This is a genomic window from Streptomyces sp. CB02366 (genome assembly GCF_001905905.1).
Lineage (GTDB): Bacteria > Actinomycetota > Actinomycetes > Streptomycetales > Streptomycetaceae > Streptomyces.
Genome location: NZ_LIVT01000015.1, coordinates 79137 through 94856 on the forward strand (window position 1 = coordinate 79137; position 15720 = coordinate 94856).

Sequence of the window (15720 nt, forward strand, 5' to 3'; positions counted from 1 at the left end):
CGGAGACGCTTCTGGAACGGCTCCGGTGCAGGGGCTGGATCAGGCAAGATTGGTCCATCATGAATGATGCGGTGGTTGCACCAGGCCAGCTGGTAAGGGTCCGCGGGGAGCATTGGGTCGTCGCCCGCGTGGACGAAAGCCGTCAGCCAGTCGACGAGCTCGCTGCGACACGTCTTCCGGGGCGGACGCTCGTGACTCTGACCAACGTCTCGGGCGACGACGTAGGCGACAGCCTGACCGTCGTCTGGGAGATGGAGCCAGGCCGTCAGCTGGTCTCGTCGGAAGAGCTGCCCGAGGTTCAGGACGGGCGCTGGGATGATCCGCAGCGACTGGGAGCCTTCCTCGATGCTGCTCGGTGGGGCAGCGTGGCAAGTGCTGATACAGAAACTCTGCAGGCTCCGTTCCGGTCCGGGATCACCGTCTATCCACACCAGCTCGCCCCGGTCGCCAAGGCACTGTCCATGCCGCGAGTGAACCTGCTCGTCGCCGATGACGTCGGCCTCGGCAAGACGATCGAGGCCGGCCTGGTCATCCAGGAGATGCTTCTCCGCCACCGCGCTCGTCGCGTGCTCGTCGTCTGCCCTGCGTCACTGACCGGCAAGTGGCAAGAAGAGATGAAGCAGCGTTTCGGCCTCGACTTCACGGTCCTGAACTCGATGACTCTGCGGGACCTACGCCGTACTCATGGTCTGGGCCAGAACCCGTTCTCTGTCTTCCCGAGGCTCATCATCAGCCTGCAATGGTTGAGGAGCCCCATCGTTCGACGCCTGCTCGACGAGGTCCTCACAGAGGAGGCAAGGCACCCGGGATTCTTCGACCTGCTGGTAGTCGACGAGGTGCACCACTGCGCGCCGCCGGCGCCGCAACGCGGCAAGGGATACGCGGTCGACAGCAAGCAGACGGAAGCCGTCAAGCGGGTCAGCGAGCACAGCCAGCACCGGGTGTTTCTCAGTGCGACCCCGCATAACGGGTACTCCAACTCCTGGCAGGCCCTTCTGGCAATGCTGGACCCGCAGCGCTTCACCCGTGGCATGACGCCTACCGAGTCTGCCCTTGAGGAGGTGATGGTGCGCCGCCTGAAGGATCAGATCAAAGACGACGAAGACAACGGCCTGTTCCAACCTCGGACGAATCGCGCCATACCTGTGGCGTATTCACCCGCAGAGATCCAGGTCCAGCAGCTCCTTGAGGCGTACCGGACTGAGCGCCTGGGAGAGAACGCCACAGCGGTCAAGGCGAATGATCTCGTGACGTTGATGTTGAAGCGACGGCTGTTCTCGTCTCCTGCCGCATTCACACTGACACTCCGCAGTCACGCAACTGCAGCTCAAGGCAACGGCCAGGCCGCAACCCGCGGCGACGACGACCTGGCCTGGCTCGACGAGGCAGCCGACTGGGACCAGGAGACCGAGGACGACGAGCCTGGCAGTGTTGGTGAGTTGGAACTCCTGACCCGGATCGCAAACAGCACCGGTCCCCTTGGGGGCAACTCCCACACCACACTCGAGGAGCTGCTCGCTTGGGCGGATGTTCACGGCCAGAAGACCGACAGCAAGGCCGAAGCGCTGGTCGCCGAGATCCAGCGCGTCCTGACCGCGGATCCGAGCGACCGAGTGATCATTTTCACGGAATTTCGTGACACCCAGACCTACCTCGCGGACATCCTCAACGCGCGTGGGCTTGGCGGCGACAAGCTGGAGCTGCTGTATGGCGGCATGGATCCGAAGCGTCGGGATGCCGTCAAACTTGCGTTTCAGGCAGCGCCGCACCGGACGCCCGTGCGCATCCTCCTCGCGACCGACTCTGCGAGCGAGGGCATCGACCTGCAGAACTACTGTCACCGGATCATCAACTACGACATCCCGTTCAACCCGAACCGGCTGGAGCAGCGAATCGGACGTGTGGACAGGCACGGCCAGCGGTTCCCCGTGGACGTTGCACACTTCGTTGGTACGGACTGGGAGAACGCCGAAGCCAAGTCATTCAAGGGTGACCTGGAGTTCCTGTCCCGAGTAGCAGTGAAGGTCGCCACAGAGCGTGCCGATCTAGGCAGCATCAACCCAGTTCTCGCAGCTGCTGTGGAAGCTCAACTGCTCGGTCGCCCGATGCTCGTGGACCCACTTGAGGTAAAGCAGAAACCGTCGGCGAGCATGCTGAAGGCCGAGCAAGATGTGCGCGCACACACCCAGCGGCTTCGGAAGCAGCTATCACTCAGCGAACGACGGCTTCACGTATCCCCGGTGAACGTACGACGCGTCGTCGACGTCGGACTGGCGATGGCTGAGCAGCAACCTCTGGTCGACCTCTCCGGCGGGCAGGTGGAGGTCCCCGACCTGAAGCGTGGCTGGGAGCGCACTGTCACTGGTCTCGAAGATCCGTTGGACCATGTACGGCGCCCTGTGGTGTTCGACGGCACCCTGCTCGAGGGGCGTGACGATAGTGCTGTCCACGCACATCTTGAGCATCCGCTCGTGTCTCAGTGCGCTCGGCTGCTGCGCTCCGCCATGTGGCAAGGCCACTCCAAACTGCACCGCGTCTCCGCGGTGACCGTCACACTGCCCGAGGACTGCGGCATAAACGACGTGTTGGCTGTCGCCTACGCACGCCTGGTCGTCGTGGGTGCAGACGGCCGCCGTCTGCACGAGGAGATCATGCCCGTAGCGCGGGCGGTGCCAGCCTCGGGCCGCTCCCGCGCAGTAGACCTCGGCCAGCTCAGGAAGAATCCCCGCGAGGACGACATCAAGGCGAGGCTGCGGCGTGCGCTCGAAGACGGCTTCGCTCCCGACGCCTGCCGGGAGGCGCCAGCGGCAGCTCTCGCCCTCGTGACCGAGGCATGGCCAACACTGGCCGAACGATTCGCTAAGGATGTACGGGAGGCTGCTCGCGCCCGACTCGCCGACCTTGAGACCGCACTTACGGATCGCCAAGTGAAGGAAGTTGAGCGAGTGAACGCCACGCTCAGTCAACTCGAGGAATCGTTGCAGCGACTGCTCGCCGAACCATCCCGGGCATTCGTCCAACTGTCGATCGATGAGTTGCAGCAAGTCGAGCAGGATCAGATCGAGCGGGATGTTGAAGCGATCAGAGCTCGGCTCGATAGCCTGCCAGGCGAGCGCAGGCGAGACGTAGCTGAGGTAGAGCGGCGTTACGCCGGCCTCCGCGAGCTCGTGTTTCCGTTCGCTGTGGCCGTATGCGTGCCCGAGGGCTGGGAGGAAAACTGATGGCTCCTCGTCGAAAGAAGTCCGCCAGCACCGGAGTCACCGAGGAAATCCGCGCCCGGCATGCCTGGCTGGAGCTCCTCCAGACCTCCGGGCCCTTTCTCGCCTTGCCCGTCGTCCATGAGGCGTTGCCGAATGGCTTGACAGAGGTGCCCAAGGAAACGCGCGCGCTCATGCGCGTTCGTGTAGAACAGATGATGAGCGATGGTGGCGTGAGTCGACGCGATGTCGTTCACGCTGTGCTGCACAACGCCCTGGACTGGCAGGACAGCCTTCTCCTCGATGATGGCATTCCGGCCTCTCTCGCCGTTGCCCATGCCGGTCTTGGAACCCCACTCCGTCCGGATTTCGCCTTCCGCGCCGACGTAGTCGGCAGGGATGAGCAGGATACGGATGGAGAGGACGACGAGGACACTGCAGAGGAGGAGGCCGACGGCGAAGAAGCTGATGCCAAGAGCATTGGTGCAGCCGACGGCCTAGAGGACGAAGACCTTAACAATCCCTGGAAGTTGCTCGGCACTCTTTTGCCTTGGGGTCAGCATCCACTTGATTCAAGAGGCGGTGCCTCAAGCCCTGTTGACCGCCTGGCGGCTCTATTGCGTGCCCGCAGGGTGCCCATCGGTGTAGCGACCGACGGGCGGTGGTGGGCCGTCGTCTGGGCGCCGATCGGGGGTTCTACTGGCGTCGGCATCTGGGATGCGTCGCTGTTCAGCGCCGAACCAGACCTCTTCGCCGCCTTCGTCGACTTCCTCGGTCGCTTCCGCTTCCTGAACGCGGAACTCGACAAGACTCTCCCTCGCCTCCTGCGCGCCAGCCTGTCACGGCAAGAGGAAGTCACCGAGACTCTAGGCAGGCAGGTACGGGACGCAGTCGAACTACTGGTCGCCAGGTTTGATCAACTCGACCGAGACAGCGAAGGCGACCTGCTCCGAGACGTGAGCGACGACGACTTTTACTCCGGTGTCGTCACAGTAATGATGCGTGTGGTCTTCCTCCTCTTCGCCGAAGAGCGCCGTCTGCTCCCTAGTGATGACGACCTCTACGCCAGCGGGTACTCCGTCGGCTACCTGGTCGAGCAACTGCGTACACGCGCAAAGTACGCAGGTCAGCAGGCCCTGGCCCACCGGACCGCGGCATGGCACCGGCTGCTTGCGGTGACCCGTGCCATTCACGCAGGCGTTGCGCATGAGGATCTGCGGATGCCAGCCTATGGTGGAGAGCTCTTCGACCCGGATCGCTACCCGTGGCTGGAGGGCCGCGCTGCGGCAGCCGAGGGGACCACACCGAGCCACATGGACGCGGAGCCCCCTGCGGTGGACGACTTGACGGTTCTCAAGATGCTTGAGGCCGTTCAGTTCGTGACGATCGATGGCGCGACCCGACAGCTGACTTTCCGCTCCCTCGACGTCGAGCAGATCGGCTACGTGTACGAGGGTCTCCTCGAACTCGAAGTACGCACCGCCGAGGAAACGATGGTTGGACTCGCTCGCCCCGCGAAGTGGCCTAGCATCAAGCGTGCCGAGGTCAAGCAGCTCACTTGTGAAGTGCCGTTGGCCGACGCCATTTCCAAGCGCGCCGAGTTGGACGATGCCAAGTTCGCCAGCTGGTTGAGCGAGTACAGCGTTTGGAAGGCTCAGAAGATCCAGACTGAGCTGGCTAAGGCTGTTACGAGTGATCAGCTGGACGACCTGGGCCGCGTGGTCGGATCAGGCACCCAGGACTTCGCCCACTCTGAATCGCTATTGCCAGTGATAAGGCTCGACCACCGCGGCCGGCCGGCAGTCACCCCGAAGGGAGGCCGTTACGTCACGCGCTCGTCGCGACGTGCGTCCTCTGGAACGCACTACACCCCGCGCCGCTTGGCGGAAGAGGTCGTCAAGCACGCGCTGGATCCGTTGGTCCACCGTCCCGGCCCGCTGCAAACGGGTGACGAGGATGCCTGGGAGCTTCGTCCCTCGGCGGAGATCCTCACGCTACGCGTAGCGGACATCGCGATGGGTTCCGGCGCATTCCTTGTGGCCGCGTGTAGGTATCTCGCGGGTAAGTTGGTCCGGGCCTGGGAGTTGGAGGGACGACGAGACGCTCTACTCGCCGCAGAAACTCGCTACGGCAATCGTCTAGCTTCGGACAGCGAAGTTGACGCCGTCCAGCTGGAGGCCCGCCGTCTGGTGGCGGAGCGCTGCCTCTACGGCGTGGACATCAACCCACTGGCAGTGTCCATGGGCAAGCTCTCCATGTGGCTGATCACTATGGATCGCGAGCGCCCCTTTGGCTTCCTCGACGACCGTTTCACAGCTGGGGACTCCCTTCTAGGTCTGACCAGCTTCACGCAGCTTGAGGTCATGCACATTGACCCGGCTGCTGGCCGGCGGTTGAAGCGAGACACCATGGACTTCTCCGAGGAATGGCGAGCGGTGGTACAGAAGGCGGCAACTTTGAGGCGCCGTATCACCACGACACCAGCTGTAACTATCCGCGATGTTGAGCACAAAGCGCGCCTGCTCGACCAGTCCCGAGAGGTCGAGTCATCGTTGTCAGTTATCGCTGACGCTCTGACTGGCATCGGACTCAAGGGCGCTCAGGTCACGGGCAAGAAGAGAGATAACCTCTTCGTCCAGCTAGCATTCACACTTGCGACAACGGAGAAAGACAGCACCTCGCTCCGCTCTCAAGCTGAAACAGACTTGTTCGGTGGACAACCAGCTGGCACTAGCAGCCGCACTCCACTCCACTGGCCGCTCGCCTTTCCCGAGGCCTTCGGAGACACTGCCTCTCCAGGATTTGATGCAATTGTCGGAAATCCTCCTTTCCTGGGAGGGAAGAAGATCTCGGCCCCACTAGGGGGCGATTACCTGAAATGGCTTCAACAGTGGGATGGGAACGGAGTAAGCGGCAGTGCAGATCTAGCTACGCGATTCGTCTTGCGCGCCGAGAAGCTACTCAATAGGCGCGGCCAACTGGGCCTCGTGACCAATAACAGCGTGACGGAGAACGTCTCCCTCAAGGTCGGACTGGAACAGGCGACAAGAAGCCTACACCTCTGGCGCGGCGTGTCCGCCCACCCGTGGCCAACGAAGAGCGCGAACCTTCAGATTGTGGAGTTCTGGGCAAGTAGAGAAAAGCCCGGCAGAGGCGCCTCACTGTGGCTCGACGGCGAACAGGTTCCAGCAATCGGACCAGATCTCGAAGTACCCACGACCATCCCAGGCCGGCCTGTCGTGCTGCGTGAGAACGAAAACCTGGCGTTCCAGGGGTCGAATATTGTTGGAATCGGCTTCACGCTCACAGAAGACGAGCGAAACGATCTAATCACAAAGAATCCACGAAACGCGGAGGTAATTCAACCTTACACAATCGGTAAGGACCTGAGCCAGCGAAGAGACTGCTCCTCAAGCCGCCACGTGATTAACTTCAACAACCGGCCTCTCGAGAAGGCCGAGGAGTACCCAGAGCTGCTCGAAAGGGTACGCCAACTAGTCAAGCCGAAGCGCGATCAGAGCAATCGTAAACAGTATCGCGAGAATTGGTGGCGGTTCGCCGAGCAGGCAGTTGATCTTTACAAAGCGATCGAAAATCTCGAATGCGTCCTAGCCATGTCGCAGGTCGGCAACACGCTCATGCCCGCCCGAGTGGAGACTGGTCCTGTATTTGGTCACGCATGCGTAGTATTCGCCTTGGATGATTTCGCACATCTGGCCTTGCTCTCCTCAAGTGCACATAGCGCTTGGGTCATGCGGTATACATCCACCATGCGAACCGATATTCGGTACAGCAGCAACGCTGTATTTCTGACCTTGCCCCGCCCTCGCGCTCACGAACGTCCAGTCGAGTGGGCCCGCTTGGAGCATCTCGGTAAGCAGTTGGACACGACCCGCCGAGCACTGATGCTCTCTCGAGGCTGGGGCATGACTACCGCCTACAACAGGGTTCGCGACTCCGCAGTCGCCGACCCAGAGGTCGTCGCTCTGCGAGACCTGCACACGGAGATCGACCACGCGGTTTTGGCTGCCTACGGCTGGACGGATCTTGACCCCAAAATCGGCTTCCACGAAACCAAGATCGGTGTTCGCTGGACCATGGAGCGGGACGTCAGGTACGAGGTAATCGATCGTCTGCGGACACTCAACCAGGAGCGCTTCAACGCGCAGCCCAAGTAACCGACGCCAACAAGCAGGCCGGCTGTCAGACCCATCCCATAGCATCGGATGCGTGAGTGGATCGAGCGGCACACAAGTCAGCGGGAAGAGCACCACCGAGGTGACGTCGTTCCAGGTCAGAGGCGACCTGGAACGATTCCTCGAGCGTGATCTACACGGCCCCTGGGATGGCGATCACGAGGAGCTGCTTGCCGGTACCAGCCCTGCCGAGCAGTATCTCCTGGGTCGACTGGTGCCACGGCTTGCCCCTGCGCAGGATCCCGCCCCCGGGTCGCGGCTGCCTCGGAATTCCAGTGCTGACGGCCTCGCGCTGCTCGATGATCCTGCCCTCCGTGATGATCTAGGTGACGATGAGGACGATGACGAGGAGGGCTCCGAGGCTGTAGCTCGGGCCGGCCGCATGGCGGCCTCGGCCATAGGTGTCTCGTTCCGCGTCTCCGACGATGTCGATATCGTGCTGGTGCGCGCAGCCTGGGGCCGCTATCAGCGATCGAAGTCTGAGCACCAGCAGACCGATCTCGGCAACCCGCGGACGGTCTGGGTGCGGCATCCTGCGGGCGGGGCCGTAGAGATCCCAGTCGACAAGGAAGCCCAGGATCAGCGCATCCCCGACCCGAATCAGGATCAGGTCCTTCTGCGCTACACAGTCCGGCACCGGCGGGGGCAGCGGGTTGTCGATGTCTCGCTCATCAACGCCCAAACCGAGACCGCCACGGCGAAGGACGAGACGAGGCTCTACCAGGTCCAGTTGACTGCGACGGCCCTCGACGGACATGCAGCGATCTTCGTCGCTCAGAACGATCCTGAGCTTGGGGTTAGGCCTGCCGCTAGCGACGACGAGAAGCTCCATCTGGCTCTCCTCTATCGGGAGAGGCGGCAGTTCGCCCACGGGCGACAGTGCTCTGCAGAGGCGAAGGTGCGTCCTGGGGAGAAGAGGGCGCACGAGATCAGGACCACCTGCTTTCCCGAGGCAGAGGTACCGCTGATCCAGGCCGCCGACATTCGGGATCTCCCCGGTGTCGAGCTGGACATGGAGGCTCTCGGCAAGCAGGACCTCGCGCGCGACGGCCTCGTTAGCGCGCTTAGCCCGCTCGTTACGGGCTATCGCGAGTGGCTCGCGCTCCAGGAAGAGCGGATCGCCACAGACGCAGAGGTCGGGCTATACGAACCGTCCGGCACCCGGGCCCTACGCGACGCCCACGACATGGCCGACCGGTTGGAGCGTGCGATTCAGCTGCTCCATGACAACGGTCTTGCCCGTGAAGCCTTCCGCTTCGCCAACCAGGCCATGGCACTACAGCGTGTCCGCAGCGAGTTGGTTCGCGCCCGGGCAGCTGACCCAGACGCTAAGACCGCAACACTCCTGCGCAAGCTCAATAGGCCGGAGAACCGCAGCTGGCGTCCATTCCAGCTGGCGTTCCTCCTCCTCTGTCTACCTGGGCTGACCGACCCTGCCCACCCAGATGCTCATCGGAGCATCGATGACGGTGAAGTTCAGCTGCTCTTCTTCCCCACCGGTGGCGGCAAGACCGAAGCGTATCTGGGTTTGACGGCATACACCTTCGCTATCCGCCGGCTTCAGGGCGTCCAGGGTGACGGGGGCATGGCCCGGGACGGTGGTGATGGCGTCGCAGTACTCATGCGCTACACCCTCCGTCTTCTCACAGCTCAGCAGTTCCAAAGGGCTGCCGCGCTGGTCTGCGCCTGCGAGTGGCTGCGGCGCGAGCGGATTGCGGCCGGCGACACGCGTTGGGGCGATGTCCCGTTCCGCATCGGGCTGTGGGTTGGCAAGTCGGTAACACCCAATAGCTTTGAGGAAGCCAAGCGGCAGATCGACGACAACCGTAACCCTGATGGCCAACTCGGTGGACCCTTGCAGCTAGCGGCCTGCCCGTGGTGCGGAACGCCCCTCGCCCCGCACTGCCTTAGCACTTCCCAGATCCGGCGACGCACTATCCTGGCGTGCCCTGACCCCACGGCACAGTGCCCATTCACGCCACGACACTCGCCGGACGAGGGCCTGCCCGTGGTGACCGTAGACGAAGAGATCTACCGGCTCACTCCAGCCCTCGTCATCGCCACCGTAGACAAGTTCGCGCAGCTGCCCTGGTCGGCTGCCACCGCAACCTTGTTCGGCCTCGCTGAGCAGCGCTGTGCACGACATGGTTGGCACAACCCGGATTTCGACAGCTTCTGTCGGAGTTATCACCCAGCGGCTCAGGGGCTGCCACGCGCCGAACTTCAGCCTGCGGTGCGCCCACGGCCGCCAGATCTGATCATCCAGGACGAACTCCACCTCATCAGTGACGCTCTCGGCTCCATGGTCGGGTTGTACGAGACTGTCGTAGACAAACTCGCCACTCGCGTCGTGAACGGGCGCGAAATCCGCCCCGTGGTCGTCGCCTCCACGGCGACCGTACGGCGTGCCCGTGACCAGGTTGAACAGGTCTTCGCGCGAGGTCTTGCGGTATTCCCTCCTCAGGTCCTCGACGCTGGAGAGACGTTCTTCTCCCGAGTCGCTTCCTCGAGCCCAGACACACCAGGGCGTCGCTATCGCGGCATCATGGCCCCGGGCGAGAGGCTGAAGGCAGTAGAGATCCGTGTGGCCGCGGCGATTTTGGAGCACGCTCAGTGCTTGTTCGACCGTCATGGTCTCGCAGCTGACCCATACATGACTTTGGTGGACTACTTCACCGCCACCAAAGAGCTTGCTGGGATGCGCCGACTGATCGACGACGACATCGCAGACCGCCTGCGGAGCAGCAGGGTCCGGACCAGGCGCAAACGTCCCACCGTGGCGGAGTTGACCAGTCGGATGCCGTCCAGCCGAATCGCTGGCTCCCTCGCGCAACTCGATGGTCGTTTCGATCCTGAGTTCGACTCCACCGATGCCATCAACGCATTGGTGGAGCTGCGGAAGGCAGATCCTGAGGCCGCGAAGGAGAAGGTGCGATCACGCCGTTCGTACCCAATCGATGTCCTGCTGGCGACCAGCATGCTGCAGGTCGGTGTGGACGTGCAGCGCCTCGGTCTGATGCTCGTGACGGGGCAGCCGAAGAACACGGCTGAGTACATCCAGGCAACGTCTCGTGTCGGTCGCGATAAGCGCCGCCCGGGGCTGGTGTTGACCATTTACAACTGGAGTCGACCCCGCGACCTCGCCCACTTCGAGACCTTCGAGTACGAGCACGCCACGTTCGGGATGCGTGTCGAAGGGCTGACGACCACACCGTTCAGCGAGCGCGCACTGGATCGCGGGCTGACGGCAATCATCGCAACCGCCCTGCGCCACTCGGGGACCGCGGCTCTGCCCAACCCTGCTGCTCACGATGTCGCGTTGTCGGGCCCATTTGCTTCGGCTCTCATCGACGCCGTCGCGGATCGTGCCGGCCGGGTGACGCATGACAAGGACGCCCCTGACCGGGTTCGCAAAGAGGTCCAGCACCGGCTGGACAGGTGGCACTCGCGACGGTCGCGTCTGCAGACTGGCCGACTGGGCTACGACGAGGGAGCAGACCTGGCTGGCCTTCTGAAGAAACCTGACTCAGGCCCTTGGGACTTGTGGTCGGCCCCGCGGAGCATGCGCGAGGTCGAACCACAGGTGGTTCTCCAGCTCGACCAGGAGGACCCGAGTCTCGATGAGGCACCCCTGTGGGACTACGACCGAAAGGGAGGCAACGCGTGAGCCCGCTGCTGACAAACAAGTCCGCCAGTGCCAAGGGGCCGGCCGTAGCGACCCGGATCGGTGAGGCTCGCCCCAGCCACCTCATGACCACCGCCGGCGTGGGAGCGGTCGTCGACCTGCCCGCGATGAGCGTCATGGTGCGCGGCCTGGACACATGGAACCCCATTTATCAGGCCGAGATCATCGAACCTCGGCTTCTGGAGAGGGTCCAGCGGGTGCTGGGGCCGCAAGTCCGGGCTCTACGCAAGGCCCCTTGGGACGCTAAGGAATCCGAGAACGCCTGGACCAGAGTAGGAGTACCAGTCACCCCGTTTCCTGGCTGGCTGCGCTGCCCAGCCTGTCATCGCCTAGGGCCACTTGGTGGGAGCGGCCAGTTCGAGCTGGTACACCGCTGGGGGAAACGGGCCGATCTGGCCAAGTACGTACACAGCCACTGCGACAAGCAGGGGCGCACCACGATCAACAAACGCCGCGCCTGCATCCCCGCCCGCTTCGTCGTGGTCTGCGAGGACGGGCACATCGACGACTTCCCGTTCGTCCCCTTCGTACACCGAAACGCCACCAAACCGTGCCACGGACCACGTCTGACTATGCGTGATGCGGCCTCCACCCTGGGTCCGCAGGTCACCGTCGTGTGTCTCGAATGTGACGAGCGCGGCAACATCATGGACGCCTCGGGACGAGACGGCTGGGAGAACCTCCCCCGTTGCAGGGGCCGGCATCCACACCTTCAGCAGTTCAGTCCCTGCGGCAAGAACCTGCGTCTTATGGTGCTCGGCGCCTCGAACCTCTGGTTCTCCGTGTCAGCGTCGGCGTTGCACCTGCCCAGCGGAAAGTCCGTCCCCGAGCTCGTCGCGAAGAACTGGGAGATTCTCAGCGCCCAACCGTCGCCGGAGATCGTAGACCTGCTGATCGGTAAGGTGGAAGACCTCCGTGAGCTGCGGGAAGCTGATATCTCAGTTGTGTGGACCGCCATTCAAGAAATCCGTTCCTCTGGCGGACCCAGCACCGCTCGGCCAGACGAGAGCCTTCTGGATGCCGAGTGGCGCCTTCTGTCCCATCCCACCACCGAGAAGCAGGACGACGACTTCCGCGCGGTGCCGACTCCGAAGCCCTCGGGATATGACAAGCTGCTCCACCAGGTCGTCCTCGTCCCGCGGCTGCGGGAGACGAGCGCGCTGCTCGGGTTCACGCGCATCTCGGCTCCAGGCCGCCAGGATCTGGATCCAATCCAGCGCGTTCCCCTCACTCGCGGCAAGCCGAAGTGGGTGCCGGCGGCGGACCGCCGCGGCGAGGGCATCTTTCTCGAGCTCCGCGAGGACGCTGTGCGCAGTTGGGCGCGACAGGCAGAACAGAATGACCGCATCATCCGTCTGCGGCGTGCGTACGATCAGTGGCTTTTTAACCGATCCTTGCCTGCGGACCCGGCCTTTCCCGTTGCCCGATTCCTGCTACTCCACACCCTCAGCCATCTGCTAATTCGTCAGGTAGCTCTCGAGTGTGGATACTCCTCAGCATCCATCAGAGAGCGGCTCTACCTCGGCGCACCCAACAACCCCGCGGCCGGAATCCTGCTGTCCACCTCCGCAAGCGACAGCGAGGGCACCCTTGGCGGCCTGGTCTCGCTCGGTGAGAAGCGCTATCTTCAGCGGCTCCTCGATCAGGCATTCGAGGATGCAGCCTACTGTTCCTCCGATCCGCTCTGCGCCGAACACGTTCCAGAGGACCCCTCCGCTGCCCTGCATGCCGCAGCCTGCCACGCCTGTCTCTTCGCATCAGAGACGACCTGCGAGGTAAACAACCGCTGGCTTGACCGCGCTGTCCTCGTCGACCTGACCAATGACGGATTGGCCTTTCCCCGATGACCGATCCGATCAGCACAGTGCAGGCCCTCGCACGTGAACTCCCCAGTCAGGACCTGTATGCACTCTCAGTTGCCGCAGGCGGAGGCATCGCTGGGCTGAGGGACCTGCGAGCCCAGGCGTCCTCGAACATAATCCGGCGCGCATGCAGTCAACTCATTGCTTGCCTTGCTCATCGCTCCGCTGACTACCTCGCAGGGGCTCTCGCTTCCGCAGCCACAGCCGATAGTGCGCACAAGGCTCAGGTCGTCGACGTCGTTTGGACGGGGCCCCACACGCGGATCACATCCAGTCGACTGACAGCACACAGCATCACCACTCTCATCGACGAGGCTCGACAAGAAATTTGGCTCGTTAGCTATGCCGCGCACACTGAGCCAAGAATCACCACTGCGCTCAAGTCAGCGGCAGGGCGCGGCGTTGAAATTACACTCTTGCTGGAACGCAACATGGATAACCCCTCCTACAGCTTTCGCGGCATCCCCTTTCCCCACCTGGATGTAACTCGCCTGGCATGGCCAGCGGTCCGGCGCTCAGCTCGTTACACGTCACTCCACGCAAAGATCCTTGTCACAGACAGATCCACAGCTCTCGTCGGCAGCGCCAACATCACCGGCGCGGCCATGGAAACCAATCTCGAGTGCGGCATACTCCTGCGAGGTGGCCCGCATCCGAGGGCCATCCGTGCTCACCTTGCAGCCCTTCATGAACAAGGTGACTTGATTCGCTGTTGACGAGACGAATTAGCGGACCACAATCCACATCAGGTGGGCCCGATTTTGGAGAAAATGGATCCCGACCTCGATTGTTAGTTCGCAGTGATCGAGGACGCGAGAAGGGCACGAGTGCCGAGTGGGCGCACATCGTATCGGCGGGCGGAGCCAGATGCCGGGACGAGGCACGGTCTAGCTTGCTCGGGCGCCTGGTCTCACAGTGACGAGTAGACCTGTGAGGCGACAGGACAGCGTTCGGCAAGATCCTGAAAGCATGACGCCAGGAGAACTCACCAGCTGTCGGCCCGCCCCGCACACATTCCGCTTAGCGAGCCCGCTGTCGCCCGCTCCGGACAGACGCGGGACGCGCTCGGTGGCGTGCCTGAACCGGCGGCTGTCCTCGGGCCCGCCAGCGCTCACAACGGGGCCCCGGCGTTGAATGATTGACGCTGGTTCTCGCCGCGGTGGCCGTCTTCGGCTCGAGGGCCCAGCCGCGAACCGGCTCCTCGATCGTCAGCTCCACGCGTCGGCCTTCGGCGAGCATGGCGATGTCGCCCACGGTCCAGGGCCGCCCGGCCGCGCGGATCTTGCGCTCCAACCCGGCGCCGTGCCAGTGTCTGCTCGTGTCGGCCAGCGCTGCCTCCCTTCTCTCGCCTGCGGCCCGTCACCCCAACCCAGGTAGGACGACCGCGGTGGGCTGACCATCCCCCGGTCTCGTATCGCCTACCGGCAGCTCCGAGTCGCCCACGGCAGACGCCACTCCTGGGCGAACGGCTAAGCACCTCGGCATGCCCATCCCAACGTATGGATGTCGGGAAATCCGCAGCTCAACGAAAGGATCCATCTAACCGTGAGCACCTCTTGTCAATGGCCTTGAAGTGCTCCCCGTAGGCGGCCAGGGTTTCGCCCCACTGGCGGCCTGCGAGATCTCCCCAACGGCGGCCAGTTAATCTCCCCGCCGTGGTGAGTGCTGTGATCAGCTGAAGGGCTTGACTCCCTGTCCGGAGGTGGCCTGGGTGAGCCGGAAACTGTCACCCTGGGTGACAACGATGTGAGCGTGGTGCATGAGCCGGTCGACGGTCGCGGTGGCCAGCGTCTTCGGCATGATCTCGTCGAATCCTGACGGGTGGAGGTTGCTGCTGACCGCGAGCGCGCGTCGTTCGTAGGCGGCATCGACCAGGCGGTAGAAGCCCTCGGCGGCGTCGGGGCTGACGGGCAACAGGCCGATGTCGTCGACGATGATCAGGTCGGAGCGGATCACCTGGGTCAGGGCCTTGGCGATGGAATCGTCGGCCCGGTGGCGGCGGACGAGGGCGCCGAGGTCTTCGATGGAGAACCAGGCGACGGCCAACCCGGCCTCGACGGCGGCCTGCCCGAGGGCCTCGCACCAGTGGCTTTTCCCGGTCCCCGAGGGCCCGACCACGCAGAGATTCTCCCTGCGTTGGACCCATTCAAGGGTTTTGATGGAGTCCTGGGTGGCGCGGGGTATGGAGGATGCCTGCTCGTCCCAGTCGCCGAAGGTCTTGCCCGCAGGGAATCTTTCCACTGGGTCGCTCCCGGCCGCGGTGCGGGGGCTGGTGCTCGATCTCCTGGACGCTCTCGGATAGGCGATGCCGACGCCCTCGGCCTCTCCAACCGACTCGCCGGAGTCTGACCGAACGAAGGGGGCCACCCACGCCGATCCGGCCTGGCATTGGACAACCGCCTGGAGGCGCAATGCGGGCGTGGCCGTGCCGTGCGTGGTTTGTGCTCTCAGCGCCAACTGACGGGTCACCGGGCTTGTACTGCTGACACACAGCACCGTGACCAAATGGCACTCGCTCAGGGCTCGTTAGCTCCTCCCCTTCAACTGTGTCGACTACGCCTCACTTTGATGGTTGCGAGGGACTGGGCTGCCGGTGATGCCCTTCCAGGGGTTCGCGCCGTCGCTGTCGCCGACGTACCGGTAGATCTGGTTGCCGCCGTTGACTCCCCAGGTCGTGCCGTCGGAGGCCGCCCCGATGTCGCTGAGGCCTCCCGGGATGTGGAGCCAGGGGTTGGCGTCGTAGTTGGTGTACCGGTAGATCGAGCTGGCTGCGTTCACCC

6 protein-coding genes and 1 pseudogene are annotated in these 15720 nt (G+C 63.5%); 5 read left to right on the forward strand and 2 right to left on the reverse strand.

Annotated elements, in window-relative coordinates:
- The first annotated feature begins 59 nt into the window (after positions 1 to 59).
- Genes drmD through drmC form a run of 5 tightly spaced genes read left to right on the forward strand, consistent with a single transcriptional unit; the run spans position 60 to position 13656 of the window.
- Complete coding sequence (drmD, locus tag AMK24_RS28545) at positions 60 to 3221, forward strand: DISARM system SNF2-like helicase DrmD (RefSeq protein WP_073771785.1); 3162 nt, start codon at positions 60 to 62, stop codon at positions 3219 to 3221.
- The gene (locus tag AMK24_RS28550) at positions 3221 to 7375 is read left to right on the forward strand and encodes an Eco57I restriction-modification methylase domain-containing protein (protein ID WP_073771786.1); all 4155 of its coding nucleotides are present in this window, start codon (positions 3221 to 3223) and stop codon (positions 7373 to 7375) included. The genes drmD and AMK24_RS28550 overlap by 1 nt, the downstream gene beginning before the upstream one ends.
- A 52-nt stretch (positions 7376 to 7427) precedes the next feature.
- Positions 7428 to 11060, forward strand: a complete 3633-nt coding sequence (gene drmA / locus AMK24_RS28555) for a DISARM system helicase DrmA (protein WP_143203739.1) — start codon at positions 7428 to 7430, stop codon at positions 11058 to 11060.
- Positions 11057 to 12925, forward strand: coding sequence for a DUF1998 domain-containing protein (gene drmB, locus AMK24_RS28560; RefSeq protein WP_079190669.1), 1869 nt, complete (start codon positions 11057 to 11059; stop codon positions 12923 to 12925). The genes drmA and drmB overlap by 4 nt, the downstream gene beginning before the upstream one ends.
- Positions 12922 to 13656, forward strand: a complete 735-nt coding sequence (gene drmC / locus AMK24_RS35485; RefSeq protein ID WP_073771788.1) for a DISARM system phospholipase D-like protein DrmC — start codon at positions 12922 to 12924, stop codon at positions 13654 to 13656. Before drmB ends, drmC begins: the two co-directional genes overlap by 4 nt.
- A gap of 955 nt (positions 13657 to 14611) precedes the next feature.
- On the opposite strand, the pseudogene AMK24_RS28575 reads toward drmC, so the two are convergent.
- Positions 14612 to 15172: pseudogene (locus tag AMK24_RS28575) on the reverse strand (ATP-binding protein); the annotation flags it as partial.
- Between the two features lie 321 nt (positions 15173 to 15493).
- The coding region (locus AMK24_RS34015) for a tectonin domain-containing protein (RefSeq protein ID WP_338012709.1) at positions 15494 to 15720 on the reverse strand (227 nt) is incomplete at its 5' end.